Here is a 22,175-nt window from a genome sequence, read left to right as displayed (position 1 = left end):
GCTCGTCAGGCTCATAACCTGAAGGTCGCAGGTTCAAATCCTGCTCCCGCAACCACTTGGGTCGAACAAAGTGTCGAACAAGCCGCCTCAGGGCGGCTTTGTTCATTCTGGGATGCCCCCAACGCAAGCAGGCCCGCCAGTTCCCCAACAAGTTCAATCGTATATTCCCCGTCTTCCGGGACCAATCGAATCTCAGTCAGCAGGCCGCGAATGATGGATGTTGCCTCAGCTTGCGACGAGGGATCGCGCAGCGCCGTGGTCAAGTTGGTGACTTGTTCTCGGTACACATCGGACAAACCGGGGTGCAGCATAACTGGGGGGGCATCCGATGTCGAATTGATGGTGTCTTGGAGTTCGGATTTGCGTGCCTCTAACGCTGTCAGCTTTTCCTTCATGCTGGAGTGGAACATCCCGTCAGTGATGGCGTCGATGAGATTGGCGATCTTACTCTCTACCTGCGCCAGATCGCGTTCGGCTTTACCCCGCTCCTGTTGAATGGACCCGGCAAGGCGGTTGTATTCCTCTTGATAGGCTTTGGCGAATTCTGCAATCAGATCGGGGTGCAGCAACTGTTCCTTGAGGCCGGAGAGAACACGGTCCTCCAATTCCGACCGTTTGATCGTCAACCGGTTGTCGCAGGTGCCTTTGTTCCGTTGGGTGGAACACCCGTAGTAGTGTTTGCCGACTTGGATGACACCGCCGCCACAACACCCACAGGTCAGCATGCCGGAAAACAGATGCCGTGCCCGCTTGGTGCGGCCCAGCTTCCTGATGCCATCGCTGATTGCGGTATTGCGTGTTTGTTCCTGCCGTTTCTTTACGGAGTGCCACAGGTCATCAGTTACGATCCGAAGATCGGGCACGTCTTCTATAACCCATTCTTCGGGCGGGTTTGGGCGTGCTTGCCGTCTACCGGAGTTTGGGTCTTTCAAAAAGCGTTGTCGATTCCAGACCAACCGCCCGAGGTAGAGTTCGTTGTTCAAGATGCCGGTGCCCCGTTGGTGGTTGCCATAGATGGTTGATGCACCCCAAGTGCCGCGCGGTCCGGGAATGCCCTCTTCGTTCAGGTTGGCAGCGATGGCACGTGGGCTAAGACCATGGCTGTAGTCACGGAAGATGCGTCGGACGACCTCAGACTGATCCTCATTGATCCGGCGGTCCCCTGTGGTGATAGACCCGTTTGCGCCGATGTCTCGCACAACGTCATAGCCGTAGGTGATACCACCGGCTGACTTACCTTTGCGCACACGCCCCTCAAGTCCTCGATGGGTCTTTTGAGCCAGGTCTTTCAGGAACAGGCTGCTCATGGTCCCCTTGAGGCCGATATGCAGTTCTGAAATCTCCCCCTCTGCCACGGTCACAATCGGGATGCCTTGAAACCGCATCTGTTTGAAGAAGGCGGCGATGTGTTCCTGATCGCGGCTGATCCGGTCAAGACCTTCGGCCACAACGGCATCGAACTGGTTGAGACGTGCGTCTTCCAACAGTTGCTGGTAGCCGGGGCGGAGATGCGACGCGCCGCTGAGCCCCCGGTCGGAATAGGTTTGCGTCGCCTGCCAGCCGTTACCGTCGATGAGGCGTCGACAGAGCCGATGCTGGTCTTCTATGGAGGCATCACTTTGAAGATCGGTGGAATAGCGAGCGTAGATAGCGGCGCGCATGTGTCGGGCCTTTCGAACTAAGATACAAGTTGGCCCAACCCATTATAGGCATGGATTGGGCCGTGTCTGCCACTTTCGATTGCAACCCGTTGCAATGGAAAATGCATAGATCACAATTAGATAACCAATTGCACTAGCGGCGTTTGGGCGCGATTGCCGACCGTTTGCCACCCAGGGCCTTCATCTTTGCCTGCAGGAGAGACTGGTAATCATCACAAGCCGACAACCCGGTGGCACGGTTGTAGTGTTTCTGGGACATGTCCAACGTCGCGTGCCCAAGGATATCCCGGATGATGTTGACATGTTCCGGGTCTGTCTCGGCGACGGTGGTTGCCGCAATGTGCCGAAACTTGTGGGTACGCAATTCCACCCCCAGCAGACGTTGCGCTACCTTCGGCAGCTCACGCGACAGGCCATCTGGTGTGATCGGGTCTCCATACTGGCTGATCCAGAGCGCATTGGATGTCTTAGAGCCAAGGAGGACCGGACGATAGATGTCCAAATAAGACACCATCGGCTGTACCAGAACCTTGGGTAGAGTAAACCAGCGCTCTTTTTTGTCTTTGGTGTCCTCAGCCGAAAGATGAACTTCGAACCCTTCGGAAGTTTTGCGTAGATGCCGATCCGTTGTCAGCGCCAGCAACGTGCGACGACGCACAGGCCGGGAGATCAGAAACGCGATCATCAGGCCTGCGCGAAAGTGGATCGCGCGCTTGATGTCACTGAAGGATTGATCACCCTCTACGTCTTGGAGCCAGTGCATGCTTTTGACGAAAACTTCATCAGCAGTCACCGGGATCGACTTGGGCAGGCTTTTGCGGTCGGCCAGATGTACCAACCGGTTGGACAGTTTGTTTAGCCAGTCCCAATCTCCTGACGGCTCCATGGCCTTTGCAAGCACATACAGATCACAAATCATGTTCTTGAGCGTCATAGCGTTCACGCGGACTTCTGCCTCTTCCAAATATCCCCGCACTGCTTTCTTGGTAATTCGATCTGTTGGAGATTGATCCAAAAGGGCAGGCTGATGACGCTTTATCCATGACAGCCAGTATCCGTAGCTCTGGCGAAGTTTGGTGCGGCTTCCTTCGGACCAGCTCGCACAGGGGCCGGTACCGTCAAAGATGTCACCTTCCGCGAACAGGGCCTCCCAGGCGGATTTATCCGCCTGGGGCCAATCTTGATAGAGAAGAACAAGAGGAATGGGATTAGTCATTGGACGTCCCCCGGAACTTTGAGAGGACCACTTTGTCATAGTGGTCGTGTGCCCACTGGTTGCTGAGTGATGCGTAGAAATCCATCGTGGTCTGATGCCGCTTGTGCTTGAGCAGGCGGCGCACGGTCTCGAAATCACCGGGACGCTCTTCGAGATACAGCTTCGCGGCGATGTGCCGGAACAGATGCGGGTGAACCTTCAAACCCGTCTCCCGATAGACCCGCCGGGTGAGTTCACCACCAAAATTGCTGGGCGCTCGAGGCTTCCCGTCGGTGCTGCGCGGGAACAGGGCACGGCCATTCGCTTGCGACACCTGTGATCGAAATTGCATGATATAGCGATGCAGCAGTTTGGAATTGTGAGCATTCAGTTTAATCTCAATCGGCTCGCCATTCTTGACCTCGATCCCTTCGATACGAATGGAATAATAGGTGTGCGTGCCCGATCGGACAGGGATCAAATGTTTGTCCAGGTCAAGGCCCGCGAGGTTTTTGACGCGGATGGGACAGCTCCAGAGGATGGCCAGCGCTGCTGCGTGCATCGCCGCCAGAGCGCTGTCACGACGGGTCGGATTGTCATCCGCCCGTGCCAACAATGTATCCGGAAGGCCTAGCAACAGAGCGACATTCTCCCAGTTGTTGAACTGAGCGAGGCGCTCGGCGTTTTTGGGGCTCATACCGCGAGGGTTGGTTGCAACGCGTTTGTGAATGTCTTTGAGCGCTTTGATGGTATCCTCCGGCGCGTTCAGGTGGTGACGTGCTATGGCGAGACAAGTTGCCGCGACATTGCTCAGTCCGGACGGCAGGCCATCGGTCCCACGTCGGTCTATGATCGTCCGAAAGGCTGTTTTGAGATTGTGCGCCGTAACCAGCACAGCAAGGCTGGTGAGCTTTTCCGGGCGTTGCCCTGAGGTCACCAGCGCGTCCAGCAATTGGCGCAGATGCGCTTCGGTGTTGCGCAAGCTGGTCTCGCGCAGCGGTTTGTCAGGACCGTCATCGCTAAACAGGTCCCGCTGAGCCAGGCGGTCGATATAGGCCACGATCTCCGTTTGAAGGCTCTCCGGGTATTCTGTCAGCGGGCGCGCCAAGTACCGATCAGACGGCAGGCGGTCCAACCGGGGAAGATCGAGACCGTGTTTGCCAATCACATGGTTCCATGTGTCGATCATGGATTGAATATATTTAGCCGGTTCATTCTTCAGCAGCACTGCGTCGAGGGTCGTCTGAAACGCCTGAACCACATTGTGGCCGACGTCCGCGGGCTGGACCGACCGGGCACTGCAAAAGCGTGCAAACCGCATCAACCCCCAAACCTGGTGGGTGGACTGCACAGTCGTCAAAAACGTGTCCCACTTGGGCGTCAGTTCAGATTTGCTTTCAATATCCTGCAATACCCCGACCGCGCGCAACGCGCTGGCCAGATCGCTTTTGGTGGTGCTGAGGGTGTTGGGCGTCACCCCACAGGCGGCGGGATGCAACGATGCCAGCAATTTGCGCAACTGGGGGATGCTCGTCGGAATATCCGACGGAGGGCGGTTCATGTATGTACTGATGCGCGAGATCGCCGACAGTTTGGTTTGTTGGCGTTTCTTGTCCGGGTCTGGATTGGACGTCAAAACGTCCAGAACTTCGGCCAACGTTGTTGGCGGTTGGATATCTTGGTGATGGGTCATGATAAACCTCTTCGGTTTTGAGATTGGGTACAAAAAAGTACATTTGAGGACATGCGGGCCCGTGGCGGCCCTCTTGCGGACATTCGGGAAACAAAGGGTGTGAATTTGTATCCGAAATCCATGACCCCGTTTTCCCGATCACCGGAAAAGCCGATGAATTTTAGGACTTTAGAGAACATGAGCCGCAGCCTGGTTGCCGCGTTGTTTGGCAAGGGCGTACAGGTCGCTGCGCGCAATACGCCAATCGCGGCCCAACCGAGTTGCGGGCAGTTCGCCGGATTTGATCCAGCGGCGAACGGTCTTGATGCTGATGCGGAACAGCGCAGCGACATCGCGCACGCTGAGATAGGCGGCATCCTCTGTGATCGGCAGATCAACCATGATCCACCTCCGGGTCTTCACCGTTGCAACGCGTTGCAAAGTCAGTCTGTGCCGCCTCGCGTGCCAACAGGCGCACAAGGCTGATCAATGGTTCGGGGATATCAAGATTGGGCAGGGTGCCCGTGGGAGCAGAAGACGAACACGTCATCGATACGTTCCTTTTAAAGGAACCGCTCGAAGCAATGATCGCGATGTTTTGGCTTAGGAGTGCACTCCAGACGACAAAACACTGATCTCAAACGAGATCAGGATCATTGCCATCGAGTGCGTCGAGAACGAAGAGCCGTTCTGTTCAATCCCAATATTGGCGGCCCAGCCATCGCGGCTGGTGATTACAAGTTTGGTGAGATTATTTGATGGGTTAGGACTGTCAAGCCCGAAAGGCACTGCCACAGATCATGAAAACAGTTTCCACACGTGTAACAGTATGAAATATAATAAAAAGGTTAGAGGAGGCTTGGAGCGGCAGGGCGAGTCTGGTAGTCTTAAGCGCAAGGGTGCTGGGTGAGTGCCTGGGTACCTCCTATCTCTGACAAGCGACGAGGCCACTCCAGTCGGTAAACGCCGATATGTGTCAACCTAGCACCCGATCTCTTCAGCGCAAATGGCAATGGGGTCAGTCCCAGCCTCGCTTGACCGCACCGGATAGAGTGACGGTAATCTTTTCGGCCATCATTTGGTTCGGATAGTTCTTGAACATGAAAATCTTGCTGAATCCGCACCGTGTTCCAAGACCTCGACTGCGCTGGATACGGTAGCCTTGGCTCACGCGTTCACGCACTTCTTGAACCATGTCATGGTCATTAATCTTCAAGTCCCGGATCGCGTCTTCTTTCAACCGACGATCCCCTAACCGGCCATCCAAGCTTGTGGGGCGGTGGAAATACTCCGAAATCTGGATCAGGATTTGGTTGGCACGCGGGCGCAGATGAGACGGCAGGTGACCAACACTGTGTAGGTACGCAGCCCGGTCGCGGATGTCATCGCGTAGCTTTTGGCAGTCTGCCAAGTCGCCAAAAAATCGTCCGTAGAGTTGAGGCTTGTCCACCGGTGGGCTCCGTTTGCGAGGCACAAAGTCGAAGGGAGGTTTAGGGGCGCGCGGGTCAAAGGTCATATTGGTCTCCGTTCGTGTGACATCGCAAAAAACTGCGAATAATCATGGGTGTAGTATACATATCACCCTTTGAATGTTTCGACATTACACGGGGTGGAGTCGCTGTCCACAGAAAAATGAGACTTATAAGTCGTGGTCGTATGGGACTCATTGGTCGATCCATCGAAATTGATGGATGTACGCAAACGCATAGGTTGGAACTTGAGAAGAATGCGGAAAGAAAAACGCATTACTCAAGAGGACTTTGCGACAGACAGCGGATTTGATCGTGGGTACATCAGTGGTGTTGAGAGAGGTGTACGCAATCCTTCGGCGCTAGTTTTGGAGCGGCTTGCGGAAGCCTTAAATGTGGACGTGTCAGAATTCTTCGATCGCCAAAAGGCGGAAGACTTCAAGCAATCGGTTTAGGTTTGATTGAACCGATGCTATCCGAATACGCCTTGCGCAGTGTCAGTAGCGGGTGCTGGCAAATGCAAGCTCGGAGTACGTTGCCCTTGTTGGTCATATTAGCGACGCAAACCCACTGTCGAGACGATCTTCGGTTGTCTTTAATATCCACTAAGAAATCGTTCGCGTTATCAGGCACGAGCTCATCTTTGAGACTGACGGCGGGACGGGGGCCGCTCAATAAGGGCTACTCAAATAGGGAAACAGTTGTTCGAATTATATCCAATCCTCCAATGAACATACTGATCAGCCCAACGTGGAAAGCGTTTTTTGACCATAGTTCAGTCGCGGCTTGAGTGTTCACCACGGGCTCACCCTGATTGAACTTCTCTGTGAGTCTAAAGCGCCAGCGCGCCCGCACCGTTCACTAGGCCCTTGAAGAGATGTACCAGGCTGCGAATGACACCTGCTTTTTGGTGAAGGTCCGGCTTCAATAGCATGGTTATAGCTTCGTCCAATAACTCTGGATGATGTGTTCAGTTCAAGCCAAGAAAAGTGCTTTGATGGCACAACTTGGGCGGTAATGTATTCCATCCTTGATCAGCAAAAAGAAAAGTGCTTTGACTTCACCGAAGTACAGGGCAAATGCTCCAAGCTAACGGATTGCCATAGTGTTCTGACCGGCGCGTTGCCAAAAAGGATACGGCAAAGTGTGTAGGACGGGAATGGAAAAACTTTTTGAGTGGGCTGTGTCAGCAGTCCAATAGAATTCCTTTGCCTGTGCAACGCGAAAAGATTGAGGAATGCTCGTTTTTTTTCGTCTCACGGTAGGGCGGATATGCAAAAGAGGTAATAGTGAAAGTGCTTAATTGATTTTGCAGCCGTCGGCATAGTGACAGAATAACAAGTCAACCAACACGAATTAAGCACTCATACAGGATACTCAGAGATGACAAAAAACCCAATGGTTTGGATCAGCTATGCAATGATGAGCGTTTCAAACATCAAAGGATTTGAAGCTGACGTAGTCCTGAGTGACAGAAAGCGCACTATCGAGGCGATGACCCGGAATAGGCTTGGAGAAGTTCAGCCAGACGAATTTTTCCCAAAAGAAGTGTATGCAAAATACAAAGACAAAAAAGAAGGGAAGCAACCCGACTTATTCATGGCTGGAGGTTTCTGGACGGTTTCTTCTGACTGCGCCTCTGTTTTGCGTCAGTTCGATCTGGGTGAGGGAAAGCTCTATCCAGTGAAACTACTTCAACATGACCGTACCACGCCAGTTGAAGGCGAGTACTTCTGTTTGAACTTTGGTTCGCAGAAGACGGCCGTTCTGACGGATCAATCACCACGCATTCACAAACCATATGAAAACTACGACATCTGGGAACCACCGGCAGCAATGAAAGACAAAGACATAGCTATCAGCGCTTCTGCGCTCGATGGGCCGGACATCTGGATGGATACGCAAATGCGTGATGCGTTTTTTGTCAGCGACGCATTATGCCAAGCCCTGCGTGCGGCCAAGGTCTCTCGGCCCTTTGCGCTGCGTAAATGCATCGTGATCTGAGAATCTGACCAAATTTCCAAGAAGCTAGTTATTAAGGGCACTTCTCATGGCGTCTCCGTTTCTATTCCAAATGCATCACATCTTCCCTGTTGGAATTTTTGATGATCCCATCATACAAGAAGGTCTGGGCAACCTCCTTCCAGATCAGGCAGTTACTTTTTTTCAAGATGCTAAGGGAAACACCATTGCGTTGTTCACGGATCCCCAAACCGCAGCATTGGTGCAAACAGCGATCCTCAACGGAGGCGAGAATAACCCATTTTCACAAGCAGGGTTCGGCGGGGCAAGTCACCTCGGCAGCCACCCTGCCTACAGTACCTTTGCCCGGTTGACGCTCAGAGATATTTTGACAAATCCTACCCTTTCAGACACCCAAAAAACAGATGCAATATTTGGCCTGCATCGCTTTTTGAAGGATGTTTCAAACGGAACTGTCGCACACGACGGAACGCCCGTCACGGTAAAGGGCGCAGATACTGAGGCAAATAGCCAGCTTTACAAAGACGCGTGGGTTGCCCGACAAGCCGAACCTGATTTTCACGCTCAGAATAATGCGTATAAGTCTGGCTTCAACGGAACACAGGTTGACACCAACACCAGTTTCAACACTCAGGCAACGTTGGATGTGGTTGATAAGTTTTTGGCCGTTGCGGCACAAGAAGGATTGCTTCCGGCTGAACGAATTGAGCATTTCCAAGACATTGTAGACAATGTCAGAGGTTCTATAGACAACGGCTCGAACGCGCATGGCGGAACAATTAAACAAGTTTTCATAGCCGCCAGCTACGAGATCGCAAACAACCCCAACAACTCTGTAGACATTGGAAATACAAACACTTTTGGTGCGCAATTGTCTTATGCTTGGGCTCAAGCAACGCTGTTTGCAGTGGATGAGTCAGGAGCATTGTACGTTGGCGACTTTGACAAAGCCATGGCCACTATTTCCAACATCTCGAATATGTTGGGCCAGTCTGTTGGGTCGCTCCCCAACAACTTAGGTGCTTTGGGGCCAGACGCGCTTGCTTCCCTTGTTAGTACTTTCGACTCGATCATTGTCGGGGTCGGTGGGGGTGTCATCGGCGATACCGCTGAATTCCTCAATCTATCCTACGCTTCCATCAAAAAAGGTTTGGACACAGGCGATTGGAGCGATTTTCACGGAAACATTGCGCAATTTGGTGTCGCTCTAGCGGTAAGCGCCGCGCTTATTATTGGAACAACTGCGATTGCTGGCGCGATTTCTCCAGTATTGGGGGCTGTTGTAGCCGCGACTTGGGCTGCGGTGGGTGTGATTGATGGGTTGAACCACATGATCATACTGGCAGGTAAAGTCCAAAAAGATATTGCGAACGGATACTGGTACGAAAAACTCGGTGCGCCGGACTGGATGGACCCTTTGGAAGCCATTTGGGACTGGATACCACAAGACCCCTTGGTGCTGGATTTGGATGGTGATGGAATCGAACTCACCAGTCTTGCGACTTCCGAGGCTCATTTCGACCTCGACGGAGATGGGTTCGCCGAACACACCGGATGGGTTGCGCCGGACGATGGGCTGCTGGTTCTCGATCAGAACGGCAATGGAACAATCGATGGGATTGACGAGCTGTTCGGTTCTCCGGCGGAGAGCGCTTTCGACGAACTTGCTGAATTGGACAGCAACGGGGACGGATTGATAAACAGCCAGGATGCACAGTTCGCCGACCTGCAAGTGTGGCGCGACCTAAACCAGGACGGTGAATCCGATCCCGGCGAATTGCAGAGCCTCAGCGAGGCCGGTGTTGAATCGATCTCACTTGAAACGGAGAATGAAAACACTTGGGAAAATGGTAATCAGATCGTTTCGACATCGACCATAACTCATTCTGATGGAACTACTTCCACAGCGGGGGAAGTGTTGTTCGATCTCGACCAGGCGGAATCCGTCTTCGAGCTGCCCGAAGGTTTTGTTTTTGATGCTGAAGCGTTCCAACTTCCCTGGCTTTCAGGGTTCGGAGAAGTAGCGTCGACCCCGGCTGCCTTTACACAAGACCCTGAACTGAAAGCGGAAGCGAAGAGCCTGATTGAGCTTGCTCGCAGTCAAGGACTGGAGGCTTTCCAGCCGGGTTTTGAAGACTTCCTTGTGAACTGGGCTGGTGTCGAAGATACCAAATGGCTTTCAGAGGCCGGCTATGTTCGCATCACTTACTTGTATGATGAGGACAAAAAGCTTGAACCAGGGTTTGATCCCTTGTCCGCAACGCCGGATCCGGACTTTTATATCTTCGATGTGATCGATGATTTGCAGTTTGACTACGATGATATCGACGACATTGCTGAACAACACGGGATGGTGCGCCCCGATTCAGACTATTTCCCTTCATTCACCATCATCAATGTACTTCTTCTGGACGGCAAACCGTTAGAAGAGGGAGGAGTCTCCTACCTTCCACGTCCACCTGAGATCATAAACGATGGTGGAGACGGCAACGTCGATCCTAGCAATGGACTAACCGATACAGGCGATGGTTTTTCTGGTGACGTTAGCAAATCAATTAACCTGGACTTCAATAAACCGATCCAGAGCTTTGAGGACCCGTACGTCCCTGAGTTGAGCGCAGAGAAATTTGCATTCTTGCAAAAAATAATGGGGCGGGATTACGCCAGAGCGGAGAACTCGGTTTCCCATGACAAGATTATCGCAGGAGTGCCAGAACCGGATATAATATCGGAAATGACCGAGCAATATGAAGCGGTCGAAGACTACTATCAAACTAGGTTCCTCGCTCAATCTATTCAAAGCATTATTCTGAGCGAAGGTGAGGATGCGGATCTTGGTTTCCTGGCACCGTTTAAACACATCGGATACAATGTGTTTACAGATGCTTTGTTCGGCGATGGAGCAACATTTGCTGTAGAGTATGTAACACAATACACAGACCAAGGACCTGCCGCAGTTCAAAAGGCCCTGGAGCATCTGAAGGGGTTCCAGGCGGAGTTTAGTTATCTCCCGGCCGCTCTCGCAGATTCATCTTTGCCAGTTACCAAAGAACAACTTGAAGCTGTCTTCGACGTGGCTTTGGAGGTTGGTACTGAAGCGGCCGATTCAATAACGGTCGCTGGAAATGGTATGCTTGTTGGAAAAGGGGGCGATGATACCCTCGAAAGCTCAGGCGGTTCCAAAATTTTCCTGGGAGGTGCAGGCGACGATACTCTGAAGGGGAATTCGCAGGCGGATACCTATGTGTACAGGTTTGGAGATGGCAATGACGTTATCTCCGACAAAAGCAGTTACAAGTATGACGACCGCCTCGTGTTCACCGATGTAAATGTTGATGAAGCGCAATTCTCACAGAATGCGGGCCAGGACTTGGTCATCACCTTGAGCAATGGCGAAACGGTGACCGTCACGGATCATTTCTACAGTTTCTCCTATGATATGGAGCTAATTGAATTCTCCGACGGTACAGTGCTGGGTGTCCAGGAGATCCGAGATAAATCTGTGGCGGATCAGAAAGTCACCGGCTTTGTGAGAGGGTCGGGGTATGAAGAAACCTACTATCACACCTTGGGCGACGGTTCATACACGATCAGCGACAAAGGATCCTACAGTAGTTACATCGACACCTTGGTATTTATGGATGTGAACGCTGACGATGTGACTTTCTCGCAGAATGCGGGAAAGGACTTGGTGATCACGTTAAGCAATGGCGAAGCCGTCACCATTAAAGATCATTTTTACAGCTTCACCTACGATATGGAGCTGATTCAATTCGCTGATGGCACAGTGTTGGATGCGCAAGCGATCCGGGACAAGTCGGTTGCAGACCAGAAAGCGACGGGCTCGATCAAAGGATCAGAATACGCTGAGAACTACTATCACTCGGCGGGTGACGGATCGTACACAATCAGTGATAAAGGATCGTACAGTTCTCATGTAGATAAGTTGGTCTTCACGGATGTGAATGCCGAAGACGTGAGTTTCTCTCAGAATGGCAGCCACGACCTGTTGATTACTCTGAACAGCGGTGAGACGGTCACCATCAAGGACCATTTCTACAGCGATTCCTACGATATGGAGCTGATCGAATTTGCTGACGGTACAGTGTTGAACCAGCAGGAGATTGTCACGAAGTCGATCAATGATCAGAACGGCGCTGGTGACGATGTTGTGCTGGGCAGCGGTGGAGCGGACACGTTCCATGGAGGTGCCGGGAATGACACTCTGAACGGCGGACACGGGGCGGACACCTATATATACACCCTCGGGGACGGAAACGATGTTATCGCGGATAAAAGCTCATATAACACGAACGATCGCCTTGTCTTCACGAACGTCAATGTCGGCGACGTGAGTTTCTCTCAGAATGGCAGCCACGATCTGATAATATCACTGGGTAATGGTGACACGGTAACGGTCAAAGACCATTTCTATAGCGGCTCCTATGATATGGAGTTGATTGAGTTTGCCGACGGTACAGTGTTGAGTCAGCAGGAGATTATCGCGAAATCGATCAACGACCAAAATGGCGATGGCGACGATCTCGTATTAGGCAGCTATAGCGCGGACACGTTCTACGGTGGCGTTGGAAATGACACTCTAAGCGGAGGCGGCGGCGCGGATACCTATATATACAGCATTGGCAACGGCAATGATGTCATTGTCGACAACGATGCCTACAACAGGAACGACCGCCTCATCTTTTCGGATGTGAATGCTGACGATGTGCTCTTCTCGCAAAATGCGGGTCAGGATCTAGTGATCACTCTGAGTAACGGTGAGACAGTGACTGTCACAGACCACTTCCGCAGCGGCAGATATGATATGGAACTGATTGAATTTGCCGATGGTACGGTTCTGGGTCTGGCAGAAATCAAGGAAAAAGCACTTCTGGGTGGTTCTGGAGATGACGTGATCCTAGGCTTTGCTTCAGATGATGTAATTTCTGGCGGTGCTGGAGATGACGTCCTGACAGGTGGTGCTGGGGCAGACGAGTTCGTTTTTGACGCTAGTACGTCAAGTGGTGCTGATCGGATCACAGACTTCGAGTTGAACACGGATACGCTGACGCTCGGTGGAAGTTCTTATTCGGACCTGACCTTTGTTGACACTGGTTCAGGCACACGGATTGAATGGAACACTGGGTCTGTTGAACTCGACGGCATTTCGGTCACTTCACTGACCGAGGATCAGTTCAACTTTTTATAAATAGATTTGCCCCTAAACGGTTAGGAATCGAACCGTTTGGGGGCGCACTCCAAATAACGGCAATTTGCGCATTCCTGCGCCGAAGGGTTTTTAAGGCCAAACTTGGGAACTTGAAACTTTCAGAGTTCTTGACGGTGGGACGTCGATGCCAAAATCGGTCACATGTGAGCGGCGCAGCGTTGTACTTTTTGGGCCCTGAACAGTCGCTTTCTGCAGCAAGTATAGATAGGTAGGATGAGCCCTAAGTGGACTTCCACTGCCATACTAGGTTTCATTATTGCAGCAATGTAGAACCTGCGGAAAGCGGACATTCTTCGCGGCTTATTGAAAAGCAAGGAAGCTCAACAGTGCTGCCCCTTATGGCTTCAGCGGTGACGTGCGCATTTCTTGCTAAGGGCTTCGCAAATAGGCAAGAGCGAATTCTGAAAAGCGTGACACCTGCATTGATCGGTCAAGACTAAGCTCCAAGATAATTGTGGTTATTACCCTTCGAAAACCTCGCCACTAGGGTGGCAGACATCGTAGAGGATATTAAAGCGCTGCGACTTGTAGAGCCCAAGCCAGCCAAAACCTGAGACAAGCCCTTTTACGACGCGAATATTGACCGTTGTTGCCTCATCCAGCATCTCTCGCACTTTATCGGTAGAATCCTTAAACAGCACATCGCAGGCGAGTTTTAGATCAACTTGGTCATAGGGAACCTTGGTTTCGCCCCGTCGACCGAAGGTAAACGTTATCTCCTCGTCAGCGTTTTTTTTGTACTGTACTGGCGACCAACCAGCCAACGGTCCTGGATAACTCCAGTCGAAAATCAATTGCTCGTCGAAGGCACGGCAGGCTCCATCTTGGACTTGCACTGGAAATATGTCTGTTGACGCACCACCGTCCGCTTCAAAGAACCGAAAACCCAGTCGGTAAATATCGTCCCGAGTGACCCCACCGGGCGGGTCCGGCAACTTTGTCAGTACAGAGCCACATAGAGAACGAAGCAACGCGCCGGTAACAGTGAATGTATCTTTGTCCGACCCACTAATCCGCAAGGGGTTCACTTTAACGTCGAGCGCATACTCGCCTAACAAGGTGGACCAAGTGGGATCGTAGCTCTGCCAAGTGAAAGTACCGCTGGTGTATTTGGGTCCTGCCTTACTTACTACTGGATCGCTCATTAAGTAGGGTTTGCCCAACACGACCAGAAGGCCTAACGCACCCCAGATCAGAAGAACGCCAACGGGAAACTTCCTTTTGGGTGGCGGTCGCGATGGAATATGTGTGAATTGCACTTCGGCCCGGGTGTGGTCAGGGCCAGATGAGCTATCATCTGATGACATTCGTTCGACTGCTCCGTTGCACCCCTCAAACAGTAGCGGGACGTCTTTTTTGTTGTTCTTTTTGCTGGTTGAAACAAGGAAGAACTTACTTACAAATAAGATATCGCGTTGGCTCTGCTAGGTGTTTAGTCTCAATTGTATGGTGGTTTGGGTCGACCTTGAAGCGGTCCGGTTAGTTTGTCTAGATGTTGTAATTGTATTCGAACGGTCTCAGCACCTGCAGTAGCTGCCGCCTTTCTGTGCCAGACGTGCCGATTGATAATAAGAGCCCTTACCGGACCTTCGACAACACCCAACGTCTCGCTTGTGCAGCAAGTCGCGAACCGCACATTCCAGACGTTTAAAACCAAGAATGAGCTGGCTGGTTAGCGGACAAAGCGATCGTTCGCTACTTCGCTGCTGTAAACCCACTGATGCCTAGGGCTTATCACTTCCAGCAATCTCGACACGAAGTTGCTTCGCAAATTTCTTTGACTTTTGCCAAACCCGTTACGGTAACCATTAGGGAACTGACGCCTAAAGCCAGTTCCCCATTGGTTTGCATGTGTACTTCATGAAGCTAGTTACTCTCAACCAGGTCAATGAGTCTCAGATACCGTCTATCTGCTTTAAGCTCTGGTGAGGCTTCTGTTATCAATGCCAGTATCTTTGGCAGTTCATAGGGTGGCTGGCTCAAGACGCGCGGCGTTACTGTGTCCAGTAGGTCAAGTGTTTCCTCTGGAAACTGTACTGTTATGGGGTCATCGTCACCGACCTCACGAGTAAATCGGTAGAATGGATGACGGTCAGTTTCAACTGGTACCAGGAACCGCTTTAACGCCCTGTACACCACAGGAAAACTTGCACCAGTATCGTCAAGCATACCAATCCAAGATTCGACTGATGAGGCGGTACGAAAGATACGTTCTCTTGGCCAAACATCATTCAAGAATGGTACTACTAGCTCCTCCCAACCGTTGTCGTTACCTTGGCCGACTTTTCCCAACCACCAGATTAGCTGGTTACGAGTATCACCAGACATATCGCGCAGTACACGACGCATTTGTTTCTTGGACAGCCCGTCTTCCTTGTCACGCCTAAAAATGCACAACCAGCCCAACCATCTTATCGCAACTTTGGCCAAGTCGCGGTCCCAGGCTTGCCGTGCGATCCAAGGTGGCAACTCTAACAACAGCGGTTTGATTAGAACCACAAGTTTTGACGAAGGATTACGACCTCTGCTCAGGAAGCCATTCCACGCTGATTCAGCGGCAGAGTGATCAAATGCAAGCATTGGAACCAGTCGTTGCTCAACCCATTCTGGATCAACGTGCATCAACCAATTCAACTTGCTGAAAGTGATTGAAACAGCGTGGTCAGAACCTTCGCCTGGTGCGGCGAACAAGCGTTCAATACGGTTCTTGATATAGGCTGGGATTAGCGAGTTTTGTTCTTGTTCTTCACCAGGCACTGCGCGGAACGCAGCTTCTGCGCACATTCCTACAGGCCCATTGATGGCATGATGATATGTGCGACGTGATTTAGGAATGACTTCATCTCCACGCCTTATTTCGCCGATACCACTCTTATTGGCAGCTTCCCCACCACTAAAAACTCCGTCCACAACATTATCAAACACAGACCATGCGAGTCTTTCATCGAACTCAACTAGCTTTGAGATGTTCTGCTCTAACCATCGACATAAGGTATGCCTCAACTCTACAATAACGGGATGAGGAAGGCGCATTAGACGATGCAGAAACACCTTTCTAAGCCTCGGTGTAATGTCACCAGGTAACTCGTTGATCATTGCCGACCAAAATGCCTGTGGGTAATCGTCATGTCTGGCTGCAACCGATAGTGCTGACAAAGCTTTACGCGGATTGGCCTTTACCAGACCCGTGAATGGGCGTTTGTTTGTGAAACTTCCAAAGTCACGTTGAAGGTCCTCTTTTGCGCGTGGAATGATCTGATCAACGGCGAGGTCCACCACAGCATCAGGTGCTTCATCTGTTCCAACCCACCCAACATGAGTACCATTTTCGGTGACTGTTGAGGTCGCCCATCCATCGCTCCAGTCCTGAATGCGATGAATGATAGCAGCAAGGCGTTCACTTTGATCACCTACAAGTTCACACCCCTGCATTTCCAGGTAACGCGCATATCTTGCAATGAACTCATCGCGCGTACTTGGATACTCATCATCGGACCAGTAGCTTTCTTGATCTGGGCCGCTGAGAAGTCGTTCACCTAGTTGATAACGAAGTGGTTCTGGAAATGCTGACCACCTGTCAACCAGCAGAAATATCACTTCCCGTGCTACATCAATGTTCCAGAAGGTACTTTGGCTCAGTACAAGAACGCGCTGACCGACCTCTTCAGGCTCAAACAGGTCTTCCTTGGACAGAGCGTAGAGGGACAGTTTCTTGAAGAAGAATTGGTCCTCAATTGGCCAGGTCAGGAAGTGCCCCAGTGCAATATCAGGAGACACCTGTACCAGTCGTTCGAATAGCTCAACGAAGAACTTCATCGCGTCGGCAGCTTCATTGTGCCGATCTTCGCCATCCACCTCACGATCAGGGTAACACGTCGGCGTGTCAAAATAGGTCGTACCAATATCTGACAGCATACCTGAGGTTGCCTTCATCGCACCTTCAAACATTCCAAACACTTGCGGAAGAACGTCGTCAGGTATGGACAGATCATCATTGTGACGTTCAAGGAACTTCACTTCGAACCGCCCCAGGTGACCAAGTTCTATGTCTTGCCAATCCTCTGTTGGAGGACGCGCACCTGCCAAACTGTAGGGTGGTTTGATATCCAGCTTAGGCGCAGCAACGCGACCAAACTCACGCAGAACACTTGGGGACCAACCCTCGTTCGCAACCCGTCTCTTCAGATCAAACCAGTCGCCATCCCATTCACGGTTCCTGGGGTCTTTGTGGTGATCAATAATCAAAGCCCAAGTATGTCGCGCTTTGTCAGGAAGCTCTTTCTTCTGATCTAAGCACCATTCAATGTGATTCAAAAGGCGCGGGTGCAACCCGTTCTGCCTAATAGCCCACCAAGCGATGACAGGGCTGGACACATTATCCCCTATCCACCTCAACAGATGCCACAGTCGCGGGGGAACACTGGTATGACTATCGGGAGTTCGACCACCTAAACGATGTGCGCCAGATGGGTTTTCATCACCGTGCCGCCAAGACAACAAATCATCATTGAAGATACCACGACGGTAGTCTTCATCTGAAAGGCTCGGACGATCATCATCCAGCCCATAAGCTTCAATCGGCTCAAAGACTTCAGCATCATCACCATACCCGCTGACACGTTTAGCGGAGCGAATGGACCCGCTGAAAACACATACCCACTCTGGATGCGTTGTATGCTCTGCATCAGCTAGTAATTTGGCACCAGCCACGGATCGTAGAACATGTGCTACTTGACCTCGCTGATATGGTGCCAGTGATTTGGGATCATGTTCTGTCGTAGCAATTACCGACTTACGCCAATTTCTGGGATCATCAGCCCGATCTGCCCATGCCTCCATAGTCTCCCAGAGGTCTGGATGATCAGGATAGGCTATTGCCGTAACACCACGGTCGCGCCACTTAGCTTCGATGTCCTCAGGTGTTCCCTTATCAAAAGCATATATTCGGGTGCGGTCAAACTGCCCATCGTGGTTCAACCCTTGCAGCAGATACTTAATTGGAGGGTCTTCAGCCTGATATCCCACCAGTACCACAGTGTAGTGTTCCAGTAAGTTCCGTATGAAATTTGTGGCCCACGCCTCTGAAAGGTATGCACGACCAAAATCAGCACTACTAAGGACATATGGGTGTTGATCCGCAGCTTGGTTCGCAAGTCGTCCGTGCAGGTATGTGATGCCCTCAACCGAGTTTCCAAATGTAAGATCAGGGAAAGCTGGAGGTGCAAACGTGGGGAGATCAACATCCAGTTCGAACAACAGGTCAAAGTTGGTCGTGACGATCTGTGGGACGCCGTTTGGGCTGGTTGAGATACGTTTTACCAAGTTGTGGTGATGGCCGACTTGACCGCTACCAGTAGAAGCCTGAAGGCGCTCTGTTACGAGAGCATTCACCTCATCGCGACCATATTCCAGGTGAAGAAGATTAAAGATTTGATCCAGTGGCATGTTTGTACCAGTTGGATCATCAATCCAAGGCTGGAACGCCCGCATAATTTCGGAGTCTTCTGGTGGATCAAAGAAGTCAATCACATGTTGGGTAAGACCGATGAAGCTCGGCATACCAGATGGCAATGACACACCAGCGCCGCAGAGGAATACGACACGGCCAGTATCACTACGTTCAAGTAGGACATCTGGGATGATTGGACCGTTTACGTGAAATCTCATTTGTTACCGACCCGCTTTCTTGTCATCCAGCTAAGGTCAGTTGAATTGCCACTTGAGAACTCTGAGAACTGCCGCAGTTCCCATTTCTCAATAATTGATGAATTGATGTGGTTAATAAGATTTTTTATCTGAACATTCCTTGGCTTGCTCTTTGAGATTGCAATCCGATGTGACAGTTCAACTTGAATATCGCGCCACCAAGAACCCTCTGCATCCAAGAGTTCAGTCCGATACTCATAGCGGTTCTTAATGCTTCCAACGACAAGCCGTTCGTCATGACGCGATAGGCTGAACCACGCATCAACAAAGGTTTTAACATCAATGGTCGCCAATATTGGCACATCCAAGTAACGCTGTTCTGGCGCGTGGTTGATTATGGTTAGGTTTCCAAAGAAACGTACCCAATCTTCGGCAAGGAATTTCAGGAGTTCTTTGCCAGCATCCTCACTCATCCAAGTGTGGTGCCAGGCATCCATTTTCCCGACTAGGTACTTCATCACATCCTTAAATTCCGCATCCTCTCGCCCGATAAATCCTAGGCCGTCATACGAGTCAAAATGACGACCGAAACTTTCCGTGACACCACGACAACGCTCATCCGTTAGCTGGGTGACGAACATTTCATCAATGTATGTCTTCAACTGTGCAATCGTCGTAGGAACGGTTTGGTCAATCAGCTTGTGATCTGCCAACATAATGGAAACGCCAACAACATGAAGAAACTCACCAACTTCGACGTAACGGCCATCCTTCAGGTTCGATTGCATGTCTTCAACATCAGACCAAAATTCTGTTTCAGAACCATCTGAAAAATCCCAGTCATAGAGGTGCCAAAGCCGCCGCCAAGATGGCCATGCTGCAACGCCAGCAACTTCATCCGATTGGGCCAGTTCAGCGTTCAATCTGTCGGCATCAACAACTCCAGAGGTCAAGATCGATATCCAATTTTGGACAGTAATGACGGTCCTGATCCCGTTATGTTGTTCGTATTTTTCGAAGACCCGCCTTTTAGGTGTGGGTTCCTTATCTTTGTCGAATGAAAACTCATAAACATGACGAACTTCATCCCTATCTTCATCATACTTTCCCAACAAATCTTGAGGTTTCAGAGATGATGTTTCATCCGCCAGGTCGAGCTTGAACTCGATGAAGAAGATGAAGAATTGAGTGATAAGGTTTTGAACTAGTTTGTCGTTCTGACGGTACTCCCGTTTCATTTTCTCCAGAATGGAGGCCAACTGCCAGATAAACTGACGCAACGCCCTTAGGTTGTGAAACCCCGACTTACCGTAAAGATAGAGAATATCACCTTGGTGCTTCAACAAGAGTTCACGAGCTTCAGTCTGTCCAATCTCAGTTATGAATGATGCCAATGCACTGTCAGGATCGCTTGCCAGTAAGAAAGATTGCCCAACAACCTTTTCCTTAAAGGCACTGAAGTGTTTGTCATCCAGGTTGTCGGTGTTCGCGCATAGGATCACGCGAGTATCCCCATGCTCCACAAAGCGGTTCACGACACCTAGTAGCTCTGACATCGGGATTTGGCAGCGTTCCAAGTCATCAAGAACCAAAAGGGCTCCATCCATGTTCTTGGCCGATTGTTCGAGTTGTGAAGTGGCGGCATCAACAACCTTGTTAAGGTTTGCAGTGCCTCCCAGTATTCCACCTGTTCCCAGCGTGAGCGCACCGCTGAATATTGATCCAGCAAGCCCTACGCTTTTGTGCAATGTCTTGGTAGCCGTGCTGGCACTGGCATAGAAGAGACTTGTCTCAAGAGATTGGATGTCAGCGATACCAAAAACAGAAAGGTATATCGGTTTGCGATCTGTGAATGTCTCATCTTCCAGAAGCCTGGTGACGAAGTGTGTCTTCCCACAGCCCCAGCGGCCTTCAATCAATACTGCAAAGTGAGGTTTGGAATTGGTGTTTGCCCAATCCTTCAAAAAATCTCGTACTTCGGTTCGATCAATGCCCATCACAAACTACTCGCCATTAAATTGAATGCCTCTGTATGGCAGGCGCAGACAATCACGTCGATCATTGTTTGGATTCAAACATTGAAAACGTTAGATTTTATCAGTTCCGTTGCTACTGGACAGGGTAACCTTACAAGTGCATATCCATCACTTATGCCAAGGGCCGACTAACGGACCAAGTGAGGTCCTGCGATACTACCTTTATGTGGCAGTCAAAATTATTTTGGAGATACCATGGAATTTTCAACATCTGACTGGATCGCCATGGCTGCGATTGCAGCGACTGTCATTGTAGGCGTAGTCAGTTGGTTTGTTTCCGCTGCATTGACGCGAAAATCAATTGAAAAACGTGTGCTGGGATACAGGATGGACTCTACCCCATTGATGACAACATCCCTTCAAACCGCTGGGCTTAAAATTGAGTTTGATGGTGAAGAGCTTCCAGAACCGATGCTGCTAACTGTTGAAATATTCAATTTAGGAAATGTAGCTTTGGAGAATCCTCCAATCTCAATAGCAACGTCAAAGGACGCCACCTACATCATACCCGTTCAAATCGAGGATATCGAACCAGGCTACGAAGACCTATGGGAGATCGAGAGAACTGATGCCGATGAGTGCGAGATCAGGCTGGCCCATATCAATCCAGGTCAAGTCGTTAAAGCGACTATCCTCATGGATGAGGTGCCAGCTGAGATGCCGCATTTTAGATGCCCGCTTCCCAATGTTGTCGTCAAGGAGGTTAACCCAGTTGACATGACTAAGGTTTCTGTCGGACTGGCGAATGTGTCAGTATCTATCATGTTGAATGCTCTGGGTGTTCGGCGATAGCTGTATGCATCACCTTTCAGACTTTGCCTTAGTCTGAACCTATCAAAAACGGTAGTTTGTGAGGAGGAAATTTCAGCCCCCCGGAAAGTAGTCTCAAATCGCCGCAGCCATTCTCAAAACTCGTACTCGAATCCAAATCTCCTGGAACTTTGATGCGGTTGGGCTCGTTGCAGACTTTCTCTGCGGTGGGCATCAACAGATCGAAAGAGCCCTAATCCGTCATTGCTGATCCAACAGGGCGCCGCGTACGCATTCGGCAGGTCGCAGCCCAAAGCAGACATTCAAAACCGAGCTTCGAAAATCCCGGAAAGCGAAACCGAGCGGTCCTTCGATTTTCTTTCTTGCAGATCCGCTTCCGCGTTTTCTTCGTGTCCTCAGAGCCCTACAAGAACTTTGTGGGTCTTCGGTCGTGAGTATTTCCGTATCAATTCAGTTTTCGGCCAAGTACTTCGGTAGGTCACAGCAAAAAAGAGAGAGAAATAAGGGAAAAT

The 22,175-nt window shown here is 50.8% G+C and carries 12 protein-coding genes; 4 read left to right on the top strand and 8 right to left on the bottom strand.

All coding sequences use genetic code 11. The features are described from left to right. Positions 1-11: 11 nt before the first annotated feature. From GOX63_RS21270 to GOX63_RS21250, 5 genes are all read right to left on the bottom strand, one after another. On the bottom strand, positions 12-1,661 hold the full coding sequence (locus GOX63_RS21270) for a recombinase family protein (RefSeq protein ID WP_170547164.1): 1,650 nt from the start codon (positions 1,659-1,661) through the stop codon (positions 12-14). A gap of 133 nt (positions 1,662-1,794) precedes the next feature. Beyond that, positions 1,795-2,877, bottom strand: a complete 1,083-nt coding sequence (locus GOX63_RS21265) for a site-specific integrase (protein WP_170547160.1) — start codon at positions 2,875-2,877, stop codon at positions 1,795-1,797. Then, positions 2,870-4,549, bottom strand: a complete 1,680-nt coding sequence (locus GOX63_RS21260; protein WP_170547157.1) for a site-specific integrase — start codon at positions 4,547-4,549, stop codon at positions 2,870-2,872. Before GOX63_RS21260 ends, GOX63_RS21265 begins: the two co-directional genes overlap by 8 nt. Positions 4,550-4,717: 168 nt before the next feature. Then, positions 4,718-4,930 (bottom strand): helix-turn-helix domain-containing protein, encoded by a 213-nt coding sequence (locus tag GOX63_RS21255; RefSeq protein WP_170433117.1) that lies wholly within the window; start codon positions 4,928-4,930, stop codon positions 4,718-4,720. Positions 4,931-5,546: 616 nt separating this feature from the next. Further along, positions 5,547-6,044 (bottom strand): hypothetical protein, encoded by a 498-nt coding sequence (locus GOX63_RS21250; RefSeq protein ID WP_170547155.1) that lies wholly within the window; start codon positions 6,042-6,044, stop codon positions 5,547-5,549. A 132-nt stretch (positions 6,045-6,176) separates the two neighbouring features. Here GOX63_RS21250 and GOX63_RS21245 point away from each other — a divergent pair, with 132 nt between their 5' ends. The 3 genes from GOX63_RS21245 to GOX63_RS21235 all read left to right on the top strand — a co-directional run bounded on the left by GOX63_RS21245 (position 6,177) and on the right by GOX63_RS21235 (position 13,189). Continuing rightward, positions 6,177-6,452 carry a helix-turn-helix domain-containing protein gene (locus GOX63_RS21245; RefSeq protein WP_367647225.1) on the top strand — a complete coding sequence of 92 codons (276 nt, stop codon included), beginning with the start codon at positions 6,177-6,179 and terminating at the stop codon, positions 6,450-6,452. 928 nt (positions 6,453-7,380) lie between these two features. Continuing rightward, positions 7,381-8,001, top strand: a complete 621-nt coding sequence (locus tag GOX63_RS21240; protein ID WP_170547152.1) for an imm11 family protein — start codon at positions 7,381-7,383, stop codon at positions 7,999-8,001. 46 nt (positions 8,002-8,047) lie between these two features. Next, positions 8,048-13,189 carry a calcium-binding protein gene (locus tag GOX63_RS21235; RefSeq protein ID WP_170547149.1) on the top strand — a complete coding sequence of 1,714 codons (5,142 nt, stop codon included), beginning with the start codon at positions 8,048-8,050 and terminating at the stop codon, positions 13,187-13,189. A gap of 482 nt (positions 13,190-13,671) precedes the next feature. On the opposite strand, the gene GOX63_RS21230 is transcribed toward GOX63_RS21235, so the two are convergent. The 3 genes from GOX63_RS21230 to GOX63_RS21220 form a co-directional block, all read right to left on the bottom strand. Then, positions 13,672-14,355 (bottom strand): hypothetical protein, encoded by a 684-nt coding sequence (locus GOX63_RS21230; RefSeq protein WP_170547146.1) that lies wholly within the window; start codon positions 14,353-14,355, stop codon positions 13,672-13,674. Positions 14,356-15,076: 721 nt separating this feature from the next. After that, entirely contained in the window at positions 15,077-18,877 is a 3,801-nt protein-coding gene (locus GOX63_RS21225) for an SIR2 family protein (protein WP_170547143.1), read from the bottom strand. Next, positions 18,874-20,853 (bottom strand): P-loop NTPase fold protein, encoded by a 1,980-nt coding sequence (locus GOX63_RS21220; protein WP_170547140.1) that lies wholly within the window; start codon positions 20,851-20,853, stop codon positions 18,874-18,876. Before GOX63_RS21220 ends, GOX63_RS21225 begins: the two co-directional genes overlap by 4 nt. A 234-nt stretch (positions 20,854-21,087) precedes the next feature. On the opposite strand from GOX63_RS21220, the gene GOX63_RS21215 reads away from it, so the two are divergent. Then, entirely contained in the window at positions 21,088-21,684 is a 597-nt protein-coding gene (locus GOX63_RS21215; protein WP_170547137.1) for a hypothetical protein, read from the top strand. Positions 21,685-22,175: the final 491 nt, after the last annotated feature.

This window comes from Ruegeria arenilitoris, from assembly GCF_013031355.1.
Taxonomy (GTDB): Bacteria; Pseudomonadota; Alphaproteobacteria; order Rhodobacterales; family Rhodobacteraceae; genus Ruegeria; species Ruegeria arenilitoris_C.
This window is presented reverse-complemented; position numbering and strand designations above follow the sequence as displayed.